This is a genomic window from Vibrio scophthalmi, assembly GCF_040869025.1.
Taxonomy (GTDB): domain Bacteria; phylum Pseudomonadota; class Gammaproteobacteria; order Enterobacterales; family Vibrionaceae; genus Vibrio; species Vibrio scophthalmi.
The window spans coordinates 2073523-2096256 of record NZ_CP134271.1; the positions used below are offsets into that span (position 1 = coordinate 2073523).

Annotated in this window: 20 protein-coding genes and 1 other annotated feature (1 of these 21 only partly in view); of the genes, 9 read left to right on the plus strand and 11 right to left on the minus strand. The window is 45.0% G+C overall.

The window, feature by feature from the left end; all coding sequences use genetic code 11:
- Positions 1 to 65: 65 nt before the first annotated feature.
- The 3 genes from lspA (at position 66) to ispH (ending at position 2118) form a co-directional block, all read left to right on the plus strand.
- Entirely contained in the window at positions 66 to 569 is a 504-nt protein-coding gene (gene lspA / locus RJD38_RS09460; protein ID WP_065545676.1) for a signal peptidase II, read from the plus strand.
- A gap of 128 nt (positions 570 to 697) precedes the next feature.
- Positions 698 to 1129, plus strand: a complete 432-nt coding sequence (fkpB, locus tag RJD38_RS09465; protein ID WP_005596145.1) for an FKBP-type peptidyl-prolyl cis-trans isomerase — start codon at positions 698 to 700, stop codon at positions 1127 to 1129.
- A 23-nt stretch (positions 1130 to 1152) separates the two neighbouring features.
- Positions 1153 to 2118 carry a 4-hydroxy-3-methylbut-2-enyl diphosphate reductase gene (gene ispH, locus RJD38_RS09470; protein ID WP_065545675.1) on the plus strand — a complete coding sequence of 322 codons (966 nt, stop codon included), beginning with the start codon at positions 1153 to 1155 and terminating at the stop codon, positions 2116 to 2118.
- 90 nt (positions 2119 to 2208) lie between these two features.
- Here the strand turns inward: ispH and RJD38_RS09475 are convergent, their stop codons facing one another.
- Complete coding sequence (locus RJD38_RS09475; protein WP_005596148.1) at positions 2209 to 3696, minus strand: carbon starvation protein A; 1488 nt, start codon at positions 3694 to 3696, stop codon at positions 2209 to 2211.
- Positions 3697 to 3907: 211 nt separating this feature from the next.
- Between RJD38_RS09475 and RJD38_RS09480 the strand changes: the two genes are divergently transcribed.
- A complete protein-coding gene (locus tag RJD38_RS09480; protein ID WP_065429852.1) occupies positions 3908 to 4255 on the plus strand; it encodes a DUF2799 domain-containing protein in 348 nt (115 codons plus the stop codon).
- Between the two features lie 111 nt (positions 4256 to 4366).
- Here RJD38_RS09480 and RJD38_RS09485 read toward each other — a convergent pair whose 3' ends face one another.
- The gene (locus RJD38_RS09485) at positions 4367 to 5482 is read right to left on the minus strand and encodes an anhydro-N-acetylmuramic acid kinase (RefSeq protein WP_065545674.1); all 1116 of its coding nucleotides are present in this window, start codon (positions 5480 to 5482) and stop codon (positions 4367 to 4369) included.
- A 100-nt stretch (positions 5483 to 5582) separates the two neighbouring features.
- Here RJD38_RS09485 and nagZ point away from each other — a divergent pair, with 100 nt between their 5' ends.
- Positions 5583 to 6572, plus strand: a complete 990-nt coding sequence (nagZ, locus tag RJD38_RS09490) for a beta-N-acetylhexosaminidase (RefSeq protein WP_005596154.1) — start codon at positions 5583 to 5585, stop codon at positions 6570 to 6572.
- A 128-nt stretch (positions 6573 to 6700) separates the two neighbouring features.
- On the opposite strand, the gene btsR is transcribed toward nagZ, so the two are convergent.
- Both btsR and RJD38_RS09500 read right to left on the minus strand, forming a co-directional pair.
- Entirely contained in the window at positions 6701 to 7435 is a 735-nt protein-coding gene (gene btsR / locus RJD38_RS09495) for a two-component system response regulator BtsR (protein ID WP_005596158.1), read from the minus strand.
- Between the two features lie 9 nt (positions 7436 to 7444).
- Positions 7445 to 9118: a sensor histidine kinase gene (locus tag RJD38_RS09500; RefSeq protein WP_065545673.1), complete on the minus strand. Its 1674-nt coding sequence runs from the start codon at positions 9116 to 9118 to the stop codon at positions 7445 to 7447.
- A 244-nt stretch (positions 9119 to 9362) separates the two neighbouring features.
- On the opposite strand from RJD38_RS09500, the gene RJD38_RS09505 reads away from it, so the two are divergent.
- Positions 9363 to 10436 (plus strand): 3-deoxy-7-phosphoheptulonate synthase, encoded by a 1074-nt coding sequence (locus RJD38_RS09505; RefSeq protein WP_005596162.1) that lies wholly within the window; start codon positions 9363 to 9365, stop codon positions 10434 to 10436.
- 21 nt (positions 10437 to 10457) lie between these two features.
- Entirely contained in the window at positions 10458 to 11585 is a 1128-nt protein-coding gene (tyrA, locus tag RJD38_RS09510; RefSeq protein WP_005596164.1) for a bifunctional chorismate mutase/prephenate dehydrogenase, read from the plus strand.
- A gap of 39 nt (positions 11586 to 11624) precedes the next feature.
- Here the strand turns inward: tyrA and RJD38_RS09515 are convergent, their stop codons facing one another.
- The 3 genes from RJD38_RS09515 to ettA all read right to left on the minus strand — a co-directional run bounded on the left by RJD38_RS09515 (position 11625) and on the right by ettA (position 14884).
- Positions 11625 to 12608 carry a M23 family metallopeptidase gene (locus RJD38_RS09515; protein ID WP_065429858.1) on the minus strand — a complete coding sequence of 328 codons (984 nt, stop codon included), beginning with the start codon at positions 12606 to 12608 and terminating at the stop codon, positions 11625 to 11627.
- Positions 12609 to 12617: 9 nt separating this feature from the next.
- A complete protein-coding gene (locus tag RJD38_RS09520; protein ID WP_005596168.1) occupies positions 12618 to 12989 on the minus strand; it encodes a PilZ domain-containing protein in 372 nt (123 codons plus the stop codon).
- A gap of 227 nt (positions 12990 to 13216) precedes the next feature.
- Positions 13217 to 14884: an energy-dependent translational throttle protein EttA gene (gene ettA, locus RJD38_RS09525; RefSeq protein ID WP_005596169.1), complete on the minus strand. Its 1668-nt coding sequence runs from the start codon at positions 14882 to 14884 to the stop codon at positions 13217 to 13219.
- A gap of 253 nt (positions 14885 to 15137) precedes the next feature.
- On the opposite strand from ettA, the gene sltY reads away from it, so the two are divergent.
- Positions 15138 to 17093 (plus strand): murein transglycosylase, encoded by a 1956-nt coding sequence (gene sltY, locus RJD38_RS09530; RefSeq protein WP_065545672.1) that lies wholly within the window; start codon positions 15138 to 15140, stop codon positions 17091 to 17093.
- Positions 17094 to 17107: 14 nt separating this feature from the next.
- Entirely contained in the window at positions 17108 to 17410 is a 303-nt protein-coding gene (gene trpR, locus RJD38_RS09535) for a trp operon repressor (RefSeq protein ID WP_005596173.1), read from the plus strand.
- Between the two features lie 63 nt (positions 17411 to 17473).
- Here trpR and yjjX read toward each other — a convergent pair whose 3' ends face one another.
- The 4 genes from yjjX to pheA all read right to left on the minus strand — a co-directional run bounded on the left by yjjX (position 17474) and on the right by pheA (position 22692).
- The gene (yjjX, locus tag RJD38_RS09540; protein WP_005596176.1) at positions 17474 to 18007 is read right to left on the minus strand and encodes an inosine/xanthosine triphosphatase; all 534 of its coding nucleotides are present in this window, start codon (positions 18005 to 18007) and stop codon (positions 17474 to 17476) included.
- Positions 17973 to 20321 (minus strand): putative bifunctional diguanylate cyclase/phosphodiesterase, encoded by a 2349-nt coding sequence (locus tag RJD38_RS09545; RefSeq protein WP_367971237.1) that lies wholly within the window; start codon positions 20319 to 20321, stop codon positions 17973 to 17975. The genes yjjX and RJD38_RS09545 overlap by 35 nt, the downstream gene beginning before the upstream one ends.
- On the minus strand, positions 20305 to 21267 hold the full coding sequence (locus RJD38_RS09550) for a polyamine ABC transporter substrate-binding protein (RefSeq protein ID WP_065545671.1): 963 nt from the start codon (positions 21265 to 21267) through the stop codon (positions 20305 to 20307). Before RJD38_RS09550 ends, RJD38_RS09545 begins: the two co-directional genes overlap by 17 nt.
- 246 nt (positions 21268 to 21513) lie before the next feature.
- A complete protein-coding gene (gene pheA, locus RJD38_RS09555) occupies positions 21514 to 22692 on the minus strand; it encodes a prephenate dehydratase (protein ID WP_065545670.1) in 1179 nt (392 codons plus the stop codon).
- Between the two features lie 13 nt (positions 22693 to 22705).
- Positions 22706 to 22734, minus strand: a sequence feature (Phe leader region) (it continues 93 nt past the right edge of the window).

Here is a 22734-nt window from a genome sequence, read left to right on the forward strand (position 1 = left end):
GCCCCAGTATTTGCTGGGGTTATTTTTAACTGTAGTGTCTCGTTCATGATTTTATAGGAACTTTAATGAGTAACATTCCACTAAAACAATCAGGCGTACGTTGGCTTTGGCTTGCTGTCGTAATCTTTGTGGCAGACATTGCTATCAAGTTGTTTGTTATGGATAACATGGGTTATGGCTGGGCAAATCGAGTTGAGGTGTTGCCTTTCTTTAATTTTCTCTATGTCCATAACTACGGTGCGGCTTTTAGTTTTCTAAGCGATCAAGCTGGATGGCAGCGCTGGTTCTTTACCGCGATCGCCTTTGTTGTGACCGCGATGCTGACGTACTGGATGAGCAAACTACCCGCAAAAGAGAAATGGAACAATATTGCCTACGCGATGATCATTGGTGGCGCAGTCGGTAATGTGTTCGATCGTATCGTGCATGGTTTTGTGGTCGATTATCTTGATTTCTTTTGGGGTGATTATCATTGGCCCGCTTTTAATCTTGCTGATAGCACGATTTGTATTGGCGCGGCGATGATTATTCTTGATGGCTTTCGCAACAAAGATAAACAAACCGCTTAATAGAGCAAATATTGAATAACCCTAAGCGCTGTCTGTTGATTTGGACGGCGCTTTTTCATTTAATAGACGTCTCTATTTGTTTTGAAGTATTCCCCTTCGCAGCATAACAATGACAAGGAAGCAGTCTCGTGACGATAATCGCTCAACAATCGGCAGTAACATTGCACTTTACGATTAAAATGAAAGACGGCTCAGTAGCCGACAGCACTTACAATATGGGCAAGCCGGCTAAGTTAGTCATTGGTGATGGTAGCTTGAGTGAGAATTTTGAGCAGTGCTTATTTGGCTTACAAACTGGCGATAAAAAAGCGATAGATTTACCCGCTGCTGATGCTTTTGGTATGCCAAATCCAGATAATATTCACTACATGGATCGCAGCAAATTTGTTGGTGATGCAGAAGTGGAAGTGGGAACAATAATGGCGTTTAGTGGCCGCGATGGGATGGAAATCCCTGGTATTATTACCGATATCGCTGGCGATTCGGTCACCGTTGACTTTAATCACCCCTTAGCAGGACAAGATGTGACTTTTGAAGTCGAAATTTTGTCAGTAGAATAACGCCCCAAGAAGATAACAATTCCATGAGCAATGAAATGAAAATCCTATTAGCCAACCCACGTGGTTTTTGTGCGGGTGTTGATCGCGCGATTAGTATCGTTGAACGCGCTTTAGAACTTTACCAGCCGCCAATTTATGTACGTCATGAAGTGGTACATAATCGCTTTGTGGTGGAAGGCTTAAAACAGCGTGGCGCGATCTTTGTTGAAGAACTTAGCGAAGTGCCAGATGACAACATCGTCATTTTTTCAGCTCATGGCGTATCACAAGCCGTTCGTCAGGAAGCAAAAGAGCGCGCATTAACCGTCTTTGATGCGACTTGCCCATTGGTGACAAAAGTCCATATGGAAGTTGCACGTGCTAGCCGTAAACATATGGAAGTGGTACTGATTGGTCATGCCGGTCACCCTGAAGTTGAAGGTACGATGGGACAGTACTCTAGCTTTGAAGGTGGCATGTACTTGGTTGAAAAACCGCAAGATGTCGAAAGATTATTAAGCTTAGTTAAAGACCCAACTGAGCTGCACTATGTCAGTCAAACCACCTTATCAGTGGATGAAACGGCCGATGTCATTACGGAACTACGCCGAGTATTTCCTGAGATTCAAGGCCCGCGCAAAGATGACATTTGCTATGCGACGCAAAACCGTCAAGACGCAGTGCGTGAAATGGCCGGTGATGTTGATGTAGTGATTGTAGTTGGTTCGAAAAACTCATCAAACTCAACGCGATTAAAAGAGCTGGCGGAAAAACTCGGCACACCGGGTTACTTAACCGATTGTCCTGAAGATATCGATAGTGCTTGGTTTGATGGTAAACACAAAGTCGGAGTTACCGCAGGCGCTTCAGCGCCAGAAGAGCTAGTGAACAAAATTCTGGAACGTATCAAAGAATTGGTTGGCACGCGCTCGGTTGAAGAAGTGTCTGGCCGCGAAGAGAACATGTTCTTTGAAGTGCCTAAAGAGCTGCAAATCAAATTAGTTGATTAGTCGCTCAGTGAAATAGATATAAACAAAAGGCTCCCGAGGGAGCCTTTTGTATTGATAAGCCAAACGTTGTTAATTTTCTAGATCGGTAACTTACGCCGTTTTTGTTTCTGCAGTGGTCGTTGAGTCTTCGTCAGCTAGGTCTTTATCGCCTTTTCCTTTCGAAATCTTAATCACATAAACCATTGCTGCTAGGGCAAATATCACACCAGAGATAGTAGAGATTTGCATTGGTAGGCCAAAGCCTAGCGTGCTGTTGTTCAAGATAAAGGTGGCACACACCGCAGTCATAAATACGGCTGGAATGGTGGTGATCCAATGTAGCTTGTTGTAACGCAGTAGGTAAGCTGACGCTGTCCATAGCATCATGACGGCTGTGGTTTGGTTAGCAAAACCGAAGTAGCGCCAGATGATGCCGAAGTCGACTTGAGTCAACACGCCACCGACAACAAACAGAGGCACAGCCATCAATAGGCGGTTACGCAGTGTTTTTTGTTCCATGTTGAAGTATTCAGCTAGGATCAAACGGCTTGAACGAAATGCCGTGTCGCCAGATGTGATAGGTAAAATGACCACGCCTAGGAAGGCAATGATACCGCCAAACACACCCAGTAAGCCAAATGAAGCGCTGTAAACGACATTGCCCGGGCCACCATTTGCGACGGCTTCTTGCAGAGACTCTAGAGAGCCGAAGAAAGAAAGCGCAACCGCACACCAGATTAGAGCGATGATACCTTCGCCAATCATCGCTCCGTAGAAAACAAAGCGACCATTTTTTTCATTTTCCATACAACGCGCCATCAGTGGTGACTGAGTGGCGTGGAAGCCAGAAATTGCACCACAAGCAATGGTGATGAACAAGGCTGGCCAAATTGGCATGTCATTTGGGTTGAGGTTAGTGAACATGTCCGTCACTTCAAAGCCACCCAAAATATGATGTTCACTTGAGAATGCTACAGCGCTGATTAAGCCAATCGACATAAAGATCAGCAGGGCGCCAAAGAGCGGGTAAAAACGACCAATAATTTTATCAACCGGAACAATCGTTGCCAGAATGTAGTAGGCAAAAATGATCACAACCATGGTGGTCATGCTGACATTCAAGCTGGTCTGTTCATTGATAAGGTTGGTGATCATGCCAGCAGGCGCTGATACAAAAACCACACCGACAAGAAGCAGCAAAACAATGGCAAAAATGTTCATAAAATGTTTGGCGCCATTGCCTAGGTAACGACCTGTGATGGTTGGAACAGAAGCACCACCGTTGCGAATAGAAAGCATGCCAGAGAAATAGTCGTGTACGGCACCTGCGAAAATACAACCGATCACAATCCATAGCATTGCAGCTGGGCCGTAGAGTGCGCCCATGATTGGACCAAAGATTGGACCTACGCCTGCGATGTTAAGTAACTGAACCAGATAGACCTTAGGAGTCGACATTGGTACATAGTCTACGCCGTCGGTTTTGGTATGCGCTGGGGTTTTGCGCTGTTCATTGATACCAAATACTTTCTCAACGAAAGCGCCATAAATAAAGTAGCCGCCGATCAATGCAGCGACACAGGATAAAAACCACAACATAAATTCTGTCCCTTGGGTATTGGATTCATGGTCGATAATAAACAAGGCTTAGGCGAGAAACATCCGCTTTTACCTTGAGTGGTCATATGGGGATTTAAGTGGTTCTGGTTGGTATTAAGTGGTTTTATTATTGCTCATTAATCACCATCAGTGGTCATCGATAGTGATTAGTGGTTACACTAGAGCAAGGAAAGAACAATAAGGAAAAACAATGAGAAAGCTAATGGCAGTGGCACTACTTACCATTCTGGCTGGCTGTGCCAGTTCAGTGGAGCAGTTGGCTAAAGCAGGTGATTGGTATCAAGTGGGTTATCAAGATGGTGTGAGCGGTAACACCGAGCGTTCATTCTCAGATTTAGCCAAATTGGGCGAAGCAAACCAAGCGGATTATAACCAAGGTTATTTAACGGGTGTAGAAGAGTATTGTAATCCCAATTTTGCTTACCAAATTGGTCTGTCTGGCCAATATTATGAAGGTGTTTGTGAAGGCACTGAAGATGCTCAGAAATTTCGTATGGAATGGCAACGAGGCTGGAACGATCAGCAAAATAGCTATTAAGCCAATGACATATGCGTTGCTATCACGCCATGACAGCAATGAAAAGGCTTGGTTATCCAAGCCTTTATTATTTTAGCGGTTTAGTTTTTTTGCCTAGGTAATCTAGCCGCTTTACTTATCGGCATAGTAAAGCACACCTAATGAAGCTAACTGGCTTGCTCCAGTCACTTCAGGCAAATTACTTGGTAAGTTATACATACGTCGTTGTGCTAACCATGCAAAAGCCATCGCTTCCATATTGTCACTATCGACCCCTTTATCTTCGGTGGAAGCGACGCGCCAGTTAGGCAACAATTCAATTAAGCGCTGCATCAGTAGAGGATTGCGTACACCGCCGCCACAGACTAATAACTCAGGCTGTTCACCGTGCGTATAGCGCGACACATCGTTAGCAATCGTCACCGCGGTGTACTCACATAAGGTGCGCTGTACATCTTGTGTCGATAAGGTGTGTGTAGTGAGTTTTTTCTCTAACCACGGTAGATTAAACAGTTCACGGCCGGTACTTTTTGGCGCTTGGCGCGCAAAATAATCTTCATTGAGTAGATCATCTAGTAATGGCTGATTGATGACACCTTGCAGGGCAAATAAAGCATCATTATCGTATTTATCCCCGCGATGTTTTTGTATCCACGCGTCCATTAGCATGTTGCCTGGGCCCGTATCGTAGCCAATCACTTTTTGATTAGGGCGCAGTACCGAGATATTGGCAATCCCACCAATGTTTAACACAACCACACTCGAATTCGTGGATTCAAATAAGCACTGATGAAAGGCTGGCACCAGCGGAGCACCTTGGCCGCCGAGCGCCATATCTTTACGGCGGAAATCGGCGACAGTATCAATACCTGTTTTAGCGGCAATGATATTGGCATCACCAAGCTGCATAGTAAAAGGCGCATCACCTTCTGGCCTATGGTAGACCGTTTGGCCATGATTACCGATAGCAGTAATACTTTCGGCACTGCAGTTTGCACTTGCTAATAGCGCATTGACGGCGTCAGCGAAGAGATGGCCGAGTAAATGATCCAGTTCGCCAATTTCTGCCAAGCTGGTCGGTTGGCCGATACAAATATTCAACAGACGCTGCTTGAGCGACTCGGGCATCGGAAAATCATGCGCCGCCAATAGCTGAATTTGGTTGCCTTCGATTTCGACCAGTGCGGTGTCGATACCGTCCATGCTGGTGCCTGACATCACACCAATAAAGCGTTGTTTTGTATTCATATCCAATTTTTACCAATAGGGTGACATATCCATTGTAAACCGAGAACAATCAGAATAACCTCGAAACCATAGCGAAAATCGACCGCAATCAGGAGAAATTATGGGTCCGTTATGGCTGGATGTAGCAGGGTATGAGTTAACTGCCGAAGATAAAGAGATTTTACAGCACCCAACCGTTGGGGGCGTGATTCTGTTTTCGCGTAATTATCACGATAATCAACAGTTGTTGGCACTCAATACCGCCATCCGTAAAGCGGCAAAACGCCCAATTCTGATTGGTGTTGATCAAGAAGGCGGGCGCGTTCAACGATTCCGTGAAGGTTTTTCCCGCATCCCGGCGGCAAAATTGTTTGGTGAGCAAGCTCAAGGCGAGCAATTAGCTGAGTTAGGTGGCTGGTTAATGGCGGCGGAACTGATAGCGCATGATATCGATTTGAGTTTTGCGCCAGTACTGGACAAAGGCCACGATTGCCGAGCGATTGGCGACCGCGCTTTTGGCGATGATGTTGATAGCATCTTACGCTACAGCAGTGCGTTTATGCGCGGTATGAAGGCGGTTGGTATGGCTACGACCGGTAAGCATTTCCCTGGTCATGGCGGCGTGTTGGCCGACTCGCATTTGGAAACGCCTTATGATGAGCGTGATACCATTCTTGCAAAGGATATGGCGATCTTTAAAGCCCAAATTGAAGCGGGCACGCTCGATGCGATGATGCCGGCCCATGTTATTTACTCGCATTATGATGATCAGCCTGCCAGCGGTTCGTCATTTTGGCTTAAACAAGTACTGCGCGAGCAGCTGGGTTTTAAAGGCATTATCTTCTCTGACGACCTCAATATGGAAGGCGCTGCTATCATGGGTGGCCCGGCGGAACGCTCCCATCAAGCGCTGGTGGCGGGTTGTGACATGCTACTGCTATGTAACAATCGCGACCAACAGATTGAAGTACTCGATAACTTACCGATCATGGAAACCCCACAAGCATTGGGTCTAATGAAGAAAAAGAACTTTTCTTTGAGTGAACTGCAAAGTAGTGAGAAGTGGCGTCAAGCCTCAGAAGCGATGAAGCGCATGCTTGAGGGTGAATAAGGGATAAACCCAGAGTGAAAGAGCCACATTATGTGGCTCTTTTTGATCGCAACAGACGCGATAGATGGAGAAGCATTAGAGCATTTGGATCATGATGATCTTTTTACTCATCATGATCCAAATGCTGTTTACTGAAAGCCCAAACGCTCTTTGAGTGGCTTTAAGTAACGGCGGCTAACAGGAATGGGCTGCTGGCTATGAGTTAAGATTTCGGCTAAGCCATTTTCCAGCAGTTTGATTTCTTTGATTGCTTTAACGTTCACTAAATACTGGCGGTGGCAGCGCACTAAAGGCGTTTTTTCTTCCAGTATTTTAAGCGTTAACTGGCTAGTGGCTGACTGCTGTGGAGTTTGTACGTGCACGCCACTGATATCACTGTAGGCAAACTCAATCTCATGGGTGGGGATAATCATGATGCGGTTCAGGCCAATACAAGGGACTTGATCAAGGCTTTGTGGCGCAATGGCACTGACTGGTTGTAGATTTTGTGGGCCAGACATGAACTGTCCGGACTTGATGAGTCGTTGTACGGTTTTCGCCAATCTTTGCGTATCAACGGGTTTGAGCAGGTAGTCGAAAGCATTGTCTTCAAACGCTTGTACAGCAAATTCATCATAAGCCGTCACGAAGACCACATATGGCATGGTGTCAGGGTCAAGCATGCCTAACAACTCAATGCCGGTAATTTGTGGCATTTGAATGTCGAGAAACACCACGTCGGGTTTGAGCTGATTGATTTTTTTTAGTCCTTCAATGGCATTGCTAGCTTGGCCGATAACCTCGATTTGTCCCGTTTCTTCTAACAGTTCCGTAAGCTCTTCGCGAGCAAATAATTCATCATCTATCACAAGTGCAGATAGCATGGTTAATCCTTAACAATCATCATTAGGAATGAGAAAGCTCATTCGCGTGTATTGGTTCGCTTTCACATCAATTTTTAGGTCGCTGATCTGGCCAAATTTATTGGTCAGTCGTTTGGCGACAATTTGCATACCTAAACCTGCATGTTCACTTTGTGGCGTGAGGTAACTACCCGCATTGTCTTCGACGATAATGCGTTGACCTTGTGCTTCTGGTTGGCTGTAAATTCGAATTACTCCACCTTCAAGCAAATTGGAAATACCGTGTTTGATGGCGTTTTCTACTAATGGCTGCAGAGTAAAGGTCGGTAATTTACGTTGTAGCAAGCTTGAGTCGATATCAATGTCCACTTCTAAACGGTCGGTAAAGCGCGCTTTTTCAATCGTTAAATAAGCATTCACATGGGCCAACTCATCTTTCAGTGTTACCACCTCAATATTCTGCTTTAAGTTACTACGAAAAAATTGCGACAGGTGCTGAATCAGTTCACGCGCTTTGGAGGGATCTCTACGCACCACGGCACTGATGGTATTAAGAGCATTAAACAAAAAATGTGGATTCACTTGCGCGTGCAATAATTTGATTTCGGCTTGGGCGAGCAGGGATTGCTTTTGCTGATAATCACCATAGAGAATTTGGCTAGAGAGTAATTGCGCGATTCCTTCAGCCATCGCCATGTTGATAGTGGAAAACAGCTTACGCTTTGGTTCGTAGAGTTTGATGGTGCCAATCACTTTATCTCCCGCTCGTAGCGGGATGATTAATGCGGAGCCTAATTTACACTCCGCTGAGAGCGAGCATTGATAATGCCTTTCTTTGCCATCGAGATAAATAATGTCGTTTTGTTCAATGGCATCCAAAGTGCTTTGTGAGGAGATAGGGGTTTCAGGTCGATGATGATCGTCACCAATACCAACAAAGGCGAGAATTTTGCTGGTGTCGGTGATAGAGACAGCACCAACCTTGGTTTCTTCGTAAACTACGCGTGCAATCTTTTCCGCATTGGCGCTATTAAAGCCAGAGGCAAGAATACCGACAGAACGTTCGGCAATATTCAACGCACGACGAGAGAAGCTGGCGGAATACTCTTCAAAGATGGTTTTTCTATCTTGTAGAATACTCATGAACAGCGCAGCACCGATTGAATTGGCGATGATCATCGGTGCTGCAATGGCAGAAACCAAGACGTAAGCCTGATCAAACGGTTTTGCGACCAGAAGCAAAATCGCCATCTGTACCAGTTCAGCAAAAAGAGTAATCGCAAATACAATGCTGGGGCTAAACAGCAAGGTACTTTTGCCGCGCCGTAATAAATAAGTATGCAGTAAGCCGCCAATCAAACCTTCGGCGGTGGTGGAAATCGCGCAGGCAAGATCGGTAAAACCACCGAGAGAGTAACGATGTAATCCACCGGTTAGACCGACAAAAAAGCCCACTACTGGCCCACCAAACAATCCGCCCATTACGGCACCAATCGCGCGAGTATTGGCGATAGCATCATTGATTTGTAAACCGAAATAGGTACCGAGGATACAGAACAACGAAAAAACAATGTAGATAGTGAGCTTGTGGCTAAAACGGTGAGATATATTCAGTAGTGGCAAAAAGATGGGGGTTTTACTGAGCATATAAGCCAGCACTAAGTAGACACACATCTGTTGTAATAATGATAGGATGAGATCCATATCGTCAAGCCTGTATTCCATTCCAATAGTTCAATATTTTAATCAAGAACGGCAATAGAGAATACAGGCCAAGCGATAAAAGACCTCTTGGATAGCGAAAAGAATGACTGTAAACTTGGTTTTACAATGGTGTTTTTTATTGTTTACGGTTGAAATTTAGTCTTATCCTGTTAGTTTAGATGTAGAGTTAAATCTTGAGCAAATGGATTGCAAGAGTGTAAATTTTAATATACAGGTAGTGGTTATGCAAAAAAGTGAATTGAGTAACGTTAATATTAGTGACGAGCAAGTGCTGATTACCCCAGAGGCGCTGAAAGCAAAGTTACCTTTAAGTGATAATGCCCGTCGTTTTATTCAACAATCACGTCAAACGGTTGCCGACATTATTCATAAAAAAGATCACCGTTTATTGGTGGTATGCGGCCCGTGTTCTATTCACGATATTGAAGCAGCAAAGGATTATGCTCGTCGCCTCAAAGCACTCTCTGAAGAGTTGAGTGATCAACTGTATATTGTTATGCGCGTTTACTTTGAAAAACCACGTACAACCGTTGGTTGGAAGGGGTTAATCAATGATCCTCATTTGGACGGCAGTTTTGATATTGAACATGGACTGCATATTGGCCGTGAACTATTGGTCGAACTCGCTGAAATGGAAATCCCGCTAGCGACCGAAGCGCTTGATCCTATTAGCCCGCAATACTTATCCGATACCTTTAGTTGGGCGGCGATTGGTGCTCGCACTACCGAGTCGCAAACGCACCGTGAAATGGCCAGTGGTCTTTCGATGCCGATTGGTTTTAAAAATGGTACAGATGGTAGCCTTTCTACTGCAATTAATGCCATGCAAGCCGCTTCTTCAAGTCACCGTTTTATGGGGATTAACCGTGAAGGGCAAGTCGCACTTTTGACCACGCAAGGTAACCCAAACGGCCATGTTATTTTACGTGGTGGTAAACAAACCAATTACGACTCAGTCTCTGTCACAGAGTGTGAGCAAGATATGGCAAAAATGGGTTTGGATGCGTCATTGATGGTCGATTGTAGCCATGCAAATTCACGTAAAGATTACCGCCGTCAGCCGTTAGTCGCTGAGGATGTGATTCACCAAATTCGCGAAGGTAATCAATCGATTATTGGTGTGATGATTGAAAGCCACATCAATGAGGGCAGTCAGTCTTCAGATTTGCCATTGAATGAGATGGAGTATGGCGTTTCAATTACCGATGCATGTATCAATTGGTCAGCAACTGAGGCACTATTAAAACATGCCCACAGTGAGTTGGTGCCATTTTTACAAGACCGCTTAAAAGGTTAATTGAGCTAGATAGGGACATTCATGGCTGAACAGTTAAATGCACTGCGCGATCAGATAGATGCAGTCGACAAGCAAATATTAAACTTACTGGCAGAGCGCTTGGCGCTGGTAGAAAAAGTCGGTGAAGTAAAAAGCGAGCATGGTTTACCGATTTACGCGCCGGATCGCGAAGCGGCGATGTTAGCTTCTCGACGTGCAGAAGCGGATAAGATCGGTGTACCACCGCAACTGATCGAAGATATTTTGCGCCGCACCATGCGTGAATCTTACGCGAGTGAAAAGGACTCAGGTTTTAAATGTTTAAACCCAGAGTTACGTTCGGTGGTGATTGTCGGTGGTAAAGGTCAATTAGGTGGTCTGTTTGGCCGTATGTTTACGCTTTCTGGTTACCAAGTCAAAGTCCTTGGTAGTCAAGATTGGCATCGCGCTGAGGAGATCCTTGATGGTGCCGGTTTGGTGGTGGTCACGGTCCCTATTCACCTTACTGAAGGTGTGATTGAGAAATTATCGACATTGCCAGAAGATTGCATTTTGTGCGATCTCACCTCCATTAAAACCAAGCCACTGCAAGCAATGCTTAATGTTCATCGAGGTCCAGTGGTTGGCTTGCACCCAATGTTTGGCCCTGATGTTCCAAGCCTAGCGAAGCAGGTCATCGTTTATTGTGATGGTCGAGGAGAAGAGCACTACCAATGGCTACTCAAGCAGTTCTCTATTTGGGGGGCAAGCTTGTGTCAAATAGAGGCGAGTGAACATGACCACGGTATGACGCTGATTCAAGCGCTGCGCCATTTCACTTCGTTTGCTTATGGCCGACATTTAAGTCGTGAAAACCCTAATATTGATAAGCTGTTACAACTTAGCTCACCGATTTATCGTTTAGAGTTGGCGATGGTTGGGCGTCTCTTTGCTCAAGATCCAAACCTCTACGGTGACATTATTTTTTCTTCTGAGCAGAATATCGAGATGATCAAACGTTTTCACCGCAGCTTTGGTGAAGCCGTCGAGATTTTAGAAGGGGGCGATAAACAAGCCTTTATTGAAAGTTTTGATAAGGTCAGCGATTGGTTTGGTGATTATTCACAGCAGTTTATGCATGAAAGTCAGAACTTGCTTAAGCAAGCCAATGACTCAATTCATCGTGGTTAAACCCAATTAAAAAAAGCAGCCGATGGCTGCTTTTTTTAATTATTTGCTGCTTGCTACATCGCCAGTTAAATTACTGACGGTTTCAACGGCAAGATCATTTGGTGGATTGTTGGTCAGGTTAACTTGCAAGCGCACATTATCATCAATTAATTTAACCAATGGTGCCCATTTAATGCTTTTCTCTTTTTCAAACAGGGAGTTAAAGTTATCCGGTGTCCAATCCATGGTGTTCTTCGGGTTGATTGAGCGGCCTAAAAAGCGGGTTTCATAATGCAAGTGTGGGCCGGTTGAGTTGCCGGAGTTGCCGCAGTTGGCAATCACATCCCCTTTCGAGACAAACTGACCACTTTTGACGTTGAAGTTTTTTAGGTGGGCATAAGAGGTCATAAAACCAAATGAGTGACGCAAGGTAAGGTAGTTGCCATAACCTTTGTTGCTTGGTCTTACTGTCTCGATGACGCCATCGGCAGGGGCGATGATTGGCGTGCCCATCTTACAAGTTAAATCGATACCGGTATGGGTATGGCGTTTACCTGAAATAGGGTTGGTACGGCGACCATAGGATGACGAAATGCGTTGGTAATCGAGAGGTGACTCATTAGGGATCATACGAAACATGGTCGCGCGTACGGCGGAATCAACCGCAGCAGCATCTAAGCGATCTTCGATATTGGCTTCATCGAGTTCTTCTTCTCGTGCTAAACCCAGTACCGACTCTACATCGTAGACGCGTTTGCCTAGCATATGCAGCTGGCTACGTTTCTCTTCTAACTCTTGGGAGAGGGAGTGAGAGGCATCAACTTGTTCCGCATAGAGCTGATCTAATGTTGCGTTTTCAGCTTGGCTTTGCTGCAACTGTAGCGACAATGCCTCGATATGTTCTTGTTTGTGAGAGATGTAACCTGTGACGCCCCCCATTACGGCAAATATAGCCACTAAGGAAGCGATTAGAGATTTTCTACCGATAGAGAAGTGTTGTACCTCTTTACTTGTAGGGATGCTAATAATTATTTTATTCGACATACAACTTTGTTAGGAGTACTCACCTAAATCGGATAAGTGCTCTATTTCACGATGAAGTAATTCATCATCTCCCACATTCAGTTCAACCATGCGTTTAATATGGCCAATGCTTTCAATATCAATATGCTCAATCGTGACACGAATGAGATCTTGAACAACGCCAACAATCTTTCCTTGTAGTTGGATAGTGATATCACTATCGGTCAACTGAAACTGTATAGAGATCGGGGTTAATGGATCTAACGATGTGTGATCTGGACAAGCCAGTAACAATCCATGGAGTGATAGGTCTTTTACATTCGACTCTACTCGAGTGTGGCCTTGAGTCACAACCGCTAGGGCTTGGTATACGATGCGTGAAAATCGACGACGTTCTATCATGCTGAGCTCTCTTGATCTGTTTTTTATAGCTTAACAGATTAAATATTCTAGCTCGGTGGAAATATCCAAACTTAGTGATCAGGCTCGATTTTGATGAAACGGCATTTTAACCGTATACAATAAAGGCCGCTATGATAGCGGCCTTTGAACAAAATTCAAGCGGCTTCTCTGCCGGACCAATAGGTCATACTTAATCAGCTAACGTCATGAACGCGCTCAAAAAGTGATTACTTAGAGATACGCTTGTATTTGATGCGATGAGGTTCAGCGGCTTCAGGGCCCAAGGTTTTCTTCAACCAATCCATGTACTCAGAGTAGTTACCTTCATAGAAGTTAACTTGGCCTTCATCACGGTAGTCAAGAATATGGGTCGCAATACGGTCAAGGAACCAACGGTCGTGCGAGATAACCATGGCACAACCTGGGAACTCAAGCAGTGCTTCTTCAAGTGCACGCAGTGTCTCAACGTCTAGATCGTTGGTTGGTTCATCGAGTAGTAATACGTTACCACCCGCTTTAAGCAGTTTTGCTAGGTGGACACGGTTACGCTCACCACCAGACAATTCGCCGATGATCTTCTGTTGGTCTGAACCTTTGAAGTTAAAGCGAGAACAGTAAGCTCGCGCAGGAATTTCGAAGTTGTTGATCTTAAGAATATCAGCGCCTTCTGAGATTTCTTGGAAAACGGTCTTCTTGTCGTCCATGCTGTCACGGAACTGATCAACAGAGGCCAGTTTTACCGTCTCACCCAGTTCAATTGAACCTGAATCTGGTTGCTCTGTGCCACTTAGCATCTTGAATAGGGTGGATTTACCCGCACCGTTGGCACCGACGATACCAACGATAGCTCCTTTCGGCATGCTGAATGATAGGTCGTCAATCAGTACACGGCCATCAAATGACTTAGTCAGGTTGTTTACTTCAAGAACCTTATCACCTAAACGTTCACCTGGCGGGATGAACAATTCGTTGGTTTCATTACGTTTCTGGTGATCGCTGTTTTGTAGCTCTTCAAAGCGAGCCATACGCGCTTTAGACTTCGCTTGGCGACCTTTAGGGTTCTTACGTACCCATTCCAGTTCTTTCTCGATGGTTTTTTGACGAGCGCTTTCTTGAGATGACTCTTGTTGTAGACGTGCATCTTTCTGCTCTAGCCATGAGGTGTAGTTACCTTGCCATGGAATACCTTCACCACGGTCAAGTTCTAGAATCCAGCCAGCTGCGTTATCTAGGAAGTAACGGTCGTGCGTGATTGCCACAACAGTACCGGTGTAATCAACAAGGAAGCGTTCAAGCCAAGCAACTGATTCCGCATCCAAGTGGTTGGTTGGTTCGTCAAGCAGCAACATGTCTGGCTTTTCTAGTAGCAGGCGACAAATTGCAACACGGCGACGCTCACCACCAGAGAGGTTCGCAATTTTTGCATCCCATTCAGGCAGGCGTAGTGCGTTCGCTGCACGCTCAAGAGCGTTCTCTAGATTGTGACCATCTTTTGCTTGAATCAGTGCTTCTAGCTCACCTTGCTCTTTTGCAAGTGCATCGAAGTCAGCATCTGGTTCAGCGTAAGCCGCGTATACCGCATCAAGACGAGTCAGTGCACCAGCAACATCACCAACCGCTTCTTCAACGATTTCGCGTACCGTTTTTGATTCATCAAGAACGGGTTCTTGCGGCAAGTAGCCTACGTTGAGACCTGGTTGAGGGCGAGCTTCACCATCGATATCGGTATCGATACCGGCCATGATGCGTAGCAAGGTTGATTTACCTGCACCGTTTAGGCCAAGAACACCAATTTTTGCACCAGGGAAGAAGCTTAGAGAAATGTCTTTTAGAATTTGACGCTTCGGTGGCACAATCTTGCTCACCCGCGACATGGTATATACGTATTCAGCCATTGCCGATCGTTCCTAAATTGCTTTACACATAAACGGCTATTTTACACCAACCAATCTAGGTTTGTTACCTATGATCTTCATTGGCTTCAGGAAATGAAGTGTCAGTAGGATTTACCTAATATTGATGTACGATTCATTAAATGTGTCACACTTAGGTGAAATAATTTTTGTTTACACCTATATGCTTTACAGAACTTAGTAGAATAGTCCTAATAGCATTTCAATATATCGTTTCTCATCAGGACGAGAAGACATGACAACCAAATTTATTAAAACGTTGTATCGCCTTCCTTCATCGTTGATCGCCGTATCAACGATGCTATACAGCGTAAATGGGCTCGCCGCTAGCCCTTCTTATTTAGAAGAACAGCGCGCACTTTACGATCAAGCACAGCAGTTGCTCGATAATAAGCAGGTCGACCAATACCAAGCAATGCGGTCAAAGATCGCTCAGTACCCACTAACTCCTTATGTGGATTATCGCACCTTGTTAGCCACGTTGGATGAGCAGTCACCACAACAGGTTGAACGGTTTATTGAGCAACATAAGAGCTTTCCATTTTCGAGCCGCATTCGAGCGCCTTATATTGATATGCTTGCACGTAAACAGCAGTGGCAGACATTACTTGAGTTTCAAGCTGATCTGCCACGCGGTGAGCAATATCAATGTCATTACTATAATGCCCAATATCAAACGGGTAATCAGGCTTTAGCCTTTAAAGGTGCGGAAGATCTATGGTTACATGGACGCAGTATTTCTGATGCGTGTGATCCGTTGTTTAAAGCTTGGCAAAAAGCAGGCCTGCGTAGTGATGAGCAAATATTGAATCGCATGTTGTTGGCCTTTGATGCGCGCAATGGTGGGTTATTAAAATACCTGGCGAAAGAAGTGCAATCAAAACAGTCACAACAACAAGCGCAGCAAATGATTGCTTTGTTTAATCAACCTGAAAATGTTGCCGCATTTGCCAAAAAACAGCCCGCCAATACTTTTTATCGCAAGCAAAGTGAAATGGCGCTACAAAAACTCGCTCGTAAAAATGTAGAGCAAGCGCAGCAAGCCTGGGCGACAGTGGTTGATGGGCAAAAATTGACGCCGCCGCAAGCGCAGAAATTGGCAGATTATATCGCTCTGCGCTTAGTGAATAGCACCGATTCTGCGGAGCTTATTTCGTGGCGTGATCAACAGATTGCGAGCTCAAGTAGTATCAAACTTAAAGAGCGTCGTATTCGCTTAGCGATTCAAGAGGCCGATTGGTCTGGCATTGCGGATTGGATTGCCACACTGCCTGAGGAGCAAGCGAATAATTTACGCTGGCAATACTGGTTGGGCCGATCTGAAATGGCGACAGGCGCCAAGGCGCAAGGTGAGCGCCGTTTAGAGGCGATATTGGGTGAACGTAACTTCTATAGTGTTGCGGCGGCAGAGCAACTTAACCGCGCAGTGGTGTACCCACAGACGAGTCTGGCTTTACAGCGCTCGCTGGTTAAGCCTTTTAATGCCAGTTTAGAACGAATTGGAGAGTTGATTGCGCGCGATAAAATAGCAGCTGCGAAAAGTGAGTGGCGCCATTTACTCAACCGCGCGACGCCAGAGCAAAAGCAGATGCTTGCCGCTTATGCGGCACAAAAGCGTTGGCATCATTTGACGGTTACCGCGACGATTCAAGCCAAAATGTGGGGTAATTTAGCCTTACGCTTCCCATTGGCACATCGCTGGTGGTTTGATTTTTATGGTGAAAAACACAGCGTTGATCCGGTGACGTTGATGTCACTTGCTCGTCAAGAAAGTGCCATGGACATTGAAGCGAAATCACCCGTGGGTGCTCGCGGGGTGATGCAAATTATGCCTGCGACAGCGAAATACACCGCGCGGAAATATGATTTAGGCTATGCCGGCGTGGATGATTTATACAAGGTTGGCAAAAATATTGAAATTGGCAGTCGCTACCTGCAGAGCCTGCTTGAGAAGTACGATAACAATCGAATTTTCGCTTTTGCTGCGTATAATGCAGGGCCTGGAAGAGTGAAAACGTGGCGCGGACGAACACAAGAAAAATTAGATGCTTATGCATTTATAGAAGCGATCCCGTTCAATGAGACTCGAGGTTATGTACAAAACATCTTGATGTTTGAAACATACTACCGAGGCCTGCTAAAGCAAGATGGCGTCTTCCTCCATGAGAATGAATTGAATACTAAGTATTAAGCGAGCGGCAAATCATGTCATTACAACCCGAGTATAAAGAGTGGCAACAAATCTTAGATTTGGTGAAGCACAGTAGCGATACCGGTCAACATGAAATGTTATTGACCATGTTGTTGACCCCAGATGAAAGAGAAGCTCTAGTGGCGAGAGTGAACATTTTCCGCGAACTGCTTAAAGGTGATCTTTCCCAACGTCAAATCAGCCAATTACTTGGTGTTGGTGTGGCGACCATTACTCGTGGTTCTAATGAACTTAAATCGAAAAGTAGTGAAGAAAAGCAGGCTATCGCCGATTTGCTGAAAGGCTCGTCGCTTTAAATTGAGATTGATTAACGAAAAGGTGCCTAGGGCACCTTTTTTATTACTTCGCTTATAACCAGATTATACGTTAGTAGGATAGTGCTGAGGATTGGTAAAAGGGATCAAAGCCATGATCAATGCTTGATGATAAACTGAACTGCGTGTTAGTTGATGCTGGGTAAGCACACCAATCGCGCCACCTTTTTGTTTGATATTGGTGGTGCCAAAGACCTCATCCATCACACTGCCGAGTTCAACCTCAGGAGAAAGACGTGTCGCGACTGCAGGAGGCAGCATCATGCTGGCTGAGCGAGATTCGCCGCGTCGTGTATCGGATTCAATCACCATCCAAGCAAAGGTGACCGCGCCTTCAATTCCGGCCTCTAGGCCGACGTAAAAATCACCATGGCATTGTGCCCGTTTGGCATTGGTGACACGATTTCGCGCCCCTTGATACGTTTCTTGGTTACTGATCGGCTGTTCGGCGACATCACTGGGAACGCTAACCCCAATAAATTGGAAAGATTGCTGTGGGAATACGGCTGTAAAAGCGCTTTCGACTGCGTTAATTTTTGCCGGATTAAGCGAAGCGACGATAACGGTCTGGGTGGTCATGTACCTTAGCCTTTTGTGTGGCGACGAGCTCTTTTAACTGATCTAGGTCGACAGGGGAGGAAAGGTAGTAGCCTTGCATGTAGTCACAGTTATTATCTGCCAACCATTGATGCATATCTTGCGACTCAATGCCTTCGGCAGTCACGATCATCGACTGAGAATGACACAGTTCAACTAATGGCTTCACCACTTTCTTATTATCGGTTTTGATCAAGGTTGCTAAGAATTCGCGATCCAGTTTAATTTTTTGTACTGGGTATTCTACAAGTTGGGTGATAGATGTATAGCCAGAACCGAAGTCATCGATCGCTAATTTAAAGCCCATGGTCGAAAGCTCATGTAACAAAGAGTAGCTTTGTGAGTCCGTAGCAAAGGTTTCGGTTATTTCAAAATCAACCAGTGGCGGATGCACATCATAGTGACGCGCCATCGCTTCGATATAACGAGCCAATTGATGAGAGTCGAGTTCTGCCGATGATAGGTTTATCGAGAGTTGAATGTCATGCTCAAACATTGATTGAATTTCAACAAAGTCCGCGAATGCTTGCTCAATCACCCAGCGGTCGATAAGGCCAAAGATCCCCGTTTGCTCCGATATTGGGATAAATTCTGCCGGATTGACCTTACCAAGTTTTGGCGAGTGCCAGCGCAGCAGCGCTTCAACCCCCATGATCCTATCACCCGTTCGATTGTAGTAGGGCTGATATTGCAGTGAGAATTCTTTGTTAAATTCACCGCTGCGCAGTGCTCTTTCTATTTGTGTTCGGCGGCGAACGGACTTATCGAGCGCTTTGGAATAATACGACAGTTGGTTTTTGCCGGCTCGTTTGGCTTGATACATTGCCGTATCGGCATTAGAAAGCAGGCTGGCAAAGTTGTCTCCATCGCTAGGGTAGGCGGCAATACCAATGCTGGCAGTGATCGGGAAGTTACCTAGCGGCGAACGTCCACTGACTAACAATGGTTCTAGAATGGCTTCAGCAAGTGATTCTGCGTAGACATCTTGCTGAGATGAAGCAATAAAAATAGCAAACTCATCCCCTGACAAGCGTGAGGCTAAGCAATCAATCGCGTGTTTATTTTGCCAATCTCGGCAGACTTTTTTAACGTGTTGGGCGAAATTTATTAAGAGATTATCGCCGATGTTATGGCCGTATTTATCGTTAACGTATTTGAAGTTATCGAGGTCAATATACAAAATCCACGCGTAGTGGTGGCGAATATTGTCGCTCAGCTTTGTTTCAATAAAGGTTTGAAATTGATAGCGGTTGGCCAGTCCGGTTAGATGGTCGTTTTCGGCTAATGCTTTGGTTTTTTGATAGCTGCTGTGCAGCTCTTGATACATGTTGTAGAAGCGCTTGGATAACCGACCGAGCTCATCATTATGATGATCGCGTTTTTCAATGTTATGTCGTTTACGTAACTCAACATCCAGCAATTGCTTTTCTAACTCAGCAATTGGACGAGTGACATGACGATAGAGTAATAGCAATAGGATCAGTACGGTGGCAATTGAGGATGCGACATAGGAAATCAGCAATTTATTTTCAATCGCTTTGAGTTTATCACCCAGTAAATATTGCGCCGGGTCGAGGGTCGCGAATAACGTCGATTTCAATTCAACTGACTGGGTTAAACCACTTTTATTGACCGGCAGGTCGGAAAAAAACAGTGAGCTATCGTTGTCGAATTCGATGATGTGTTTGAGTTGATCAAACTGACTTAAAGTTAAGTAGACCACCAAAAAGTACACTTCTTCTTTGTTGTAGCTAAGAGGGACTTCCATGGTGCGAGGATCAAGTACGTTGTAGCTGATAAGAAGACTTTGCCCTTGGTCGTTCTTGCTAAATCCTACGTGGGTCTGAGCGCCGGACAAGCGATATGTGTCTTTGACATATTGTAGAGCTTTGTCGTCTATTTGCTTAAATGGATCGGTTTGATTGTCGACAAAAAATTGTGTGTTGCGTTGACTATCAAGAATGGCCACCCCGATCGTATCTTGTGAAATGGAATGCAAGGTAGAGATGATACGCTGCATATTGGTCAATAACTCCATCTCTTTGAAAGGGTTATCTTGCTGATGCAAGTAGCGACGGACCATTTCACTTTTGGTTATCGTTTGTGAATAGCTATTGATGAGAGCGAAAGATTGCCTAAAGTGACCAGCCAGCTTCTCCATAGTGAGTTGCAAATAGCTGGTTTCTCGTTTGATCAATGCGTCTTTTTGATTGTGATAAATGCCATAGCTTGAAATGGCAGCGCTAAGCAACACTACCGGGGCAACCAACAATAAGACTCTAGTGTTGAGTTTCATGATGTTTCAATATGCGATTAATAACCTTCGCTCTAAGACTAATATTGGCGGCAGAGAGTGGGCTATCAATTTGTCCTTGCTGAGGTAATGTTCCTTGGACTGCCAATGATGCATCATTTAAATACCATTGCGGCAGTAGTTTCAGCGCACTTCGATTGGTGGTTGCAGCTTTGACGTCGATTGCATTTTTTGCAGCAATAGTGGGATCTGAAAGGTACTCTAAAAATGAGATGGCGAGTTGTTTATTTTTAGATGCTTGATTAATCGCTAAGCAATCCACCCAAATATAAGGGGGGCCCTGAGGCACAATAAAGCCCCATTCTATTTCATCTTGATATCGATTAAGCGAATGTTCGTCCCCACTGTACGCGAGTGCCATATGGAGCTTATCGGCATTGGGATTACTGCGTACATAGCTGAGAACATATTCGTAGGTTAGCACTTTGGCGCTAAAGACCATGATGTCGGCAAAGCTTTGCTGTAACAGCTGAACATCTTCAGTATCAGGGGCAATGCCAAGACTATTCAAAACGGGCAGAAAAGTATCAATCGTATCGTTGATCATCCCAATATGCCCGGCTAATTCCGGTGGTGGGTGAACAAACTCTTGCCATGTTTTAGGCGGTTTCGGGACTTTATCTTTGCGGTAAACAATGCCTACTGAGCCCCAAAAGTAGGGTATCGCATAATCGCCACACGCTTGTTGCCATTGAGTACTTTGATGCTTTCGATTATCAAGTTCAGAGAGGTTCTCTAGTCGGCCTAATTGGCCATAAACTTGTGCCGAGACGTTATCAAGAACGACAATGTCAAAAGGAAGTTGTTCACTGCGACTCATTAAGACGTTACGTTCGTCATCACTATCGAAATGGGTCAATTGGAGAGTGGTTTCGGTATCTTTTTGCCATTGCTCAATAACGGCAGGAGAGAGGGTATCTTCCCACATGAAAAGATTTAACTGATTCTGCGCAGATATCGCGGGATGAGCACTAATAGAGGAAATAGTGAGTAGTAGTATTCTTGTCAAACGCATTGCGGGTTACCTGATCCTTGTAGTTTGGATAACGCCGAGCTTTGATAAGAGTCAGTGACCGACACACAGCAGCAAGCTCAAAACAGGTCAAGGATGCTAGTAATATTTACAAGGTGTGTCAGCCACTTATTGGTTTTTTTTTGAACTGTAAGACTTTATTTAACTTAATTTTACCTGAGTTGGCTTAATATTCTCACTTGGGTAACAACCAAGCACTTTTAAGTGTTTGGTAATTTTGGTCAGTTCAACTATGGCATCTTGCACGCATTCTGAGTCTAAATGAGCTTCAACATCGACATAAAACATCTCTTCCCAAGGGTTACCCATGATAGGACGAGATTCTAACTTGGTCATGTTGATGCCATAGCGTTGCAATACCAGTAGCGTCGCAACCAGTGAACCTGCCTCTTGTGACGTGGACATGATCAATGTGGTCTTCGCCGGAATCTGCGGTGACACTTCAACCGGTTTGCGCGCGACAACGATAAAACGAGTATGGTTTTCGGTTTGGTTGGCGATATTGCCTTTGATTGGCTGTAAACCGTAAATTTTACCTGATGATGCATTGCCAATCGCTGCAACATCGTCACGGTTGAGCTGACGGACTTTCTGCATTGCATCAGCGGTACTGGCACAGGTTTTTAACTCAATCCCTTTGAGGTGGCTGAGAAACTCACTACATTGTTGGTGCGGCTGCGGATGTGAATACAAGGTGGTGAGGTTTTCTAAGCGAATATCGCTGGTGGCGACTAAGCAATGTTCAATAGGTAAGGTCAGCTCACCAACAATATAAAGTGTCGTATGTTGTAGTAGGTCGTAGACTTCGTTGATTGAACCTGAGCTGGTATTTTCAATTGGTAGTACCCCGTAATCGGCATGACCAGACTCGACCGTATTCGCCACTTCTTTGAAACCTTCACAATTAAGCTCAATCAGTTCGGTATTTTTACGGCTGAAAAATTCACGACTTGCCAAGTGTGAATAAGAGCCTTTTGCACCCAAGAAAGCGACGCGGGCAAGCGGTTTACGGCTGATCTCTGGATTGGCTAGGTTCTGTAGATAAGATTGCTGCAGTAACACCGAATCTTCGATAATAGTGTGGAAGAGCTTAGTAATATACTGCGCATCAAGGTTGTATTTGTCTTGGCCATTATTGATCAGCTTAACCAATAACTGCTGTTCACGTTCAGCGTCACGCACTGGTTTTGACGTCTGAACTTTACTTTTCGCCACTTCAATACTCATTTGGCGGCGTTCAGACAATAATTTCAGTAGGTTGTCGTCTAGCTCATTGAGTCGAGTTCGAATTTCATCGAGCGAGTATTGTTGTTCAGTCATCCTAATTTCCTTACATAAAAAAGCCTCCCACTTGGGAGGCTT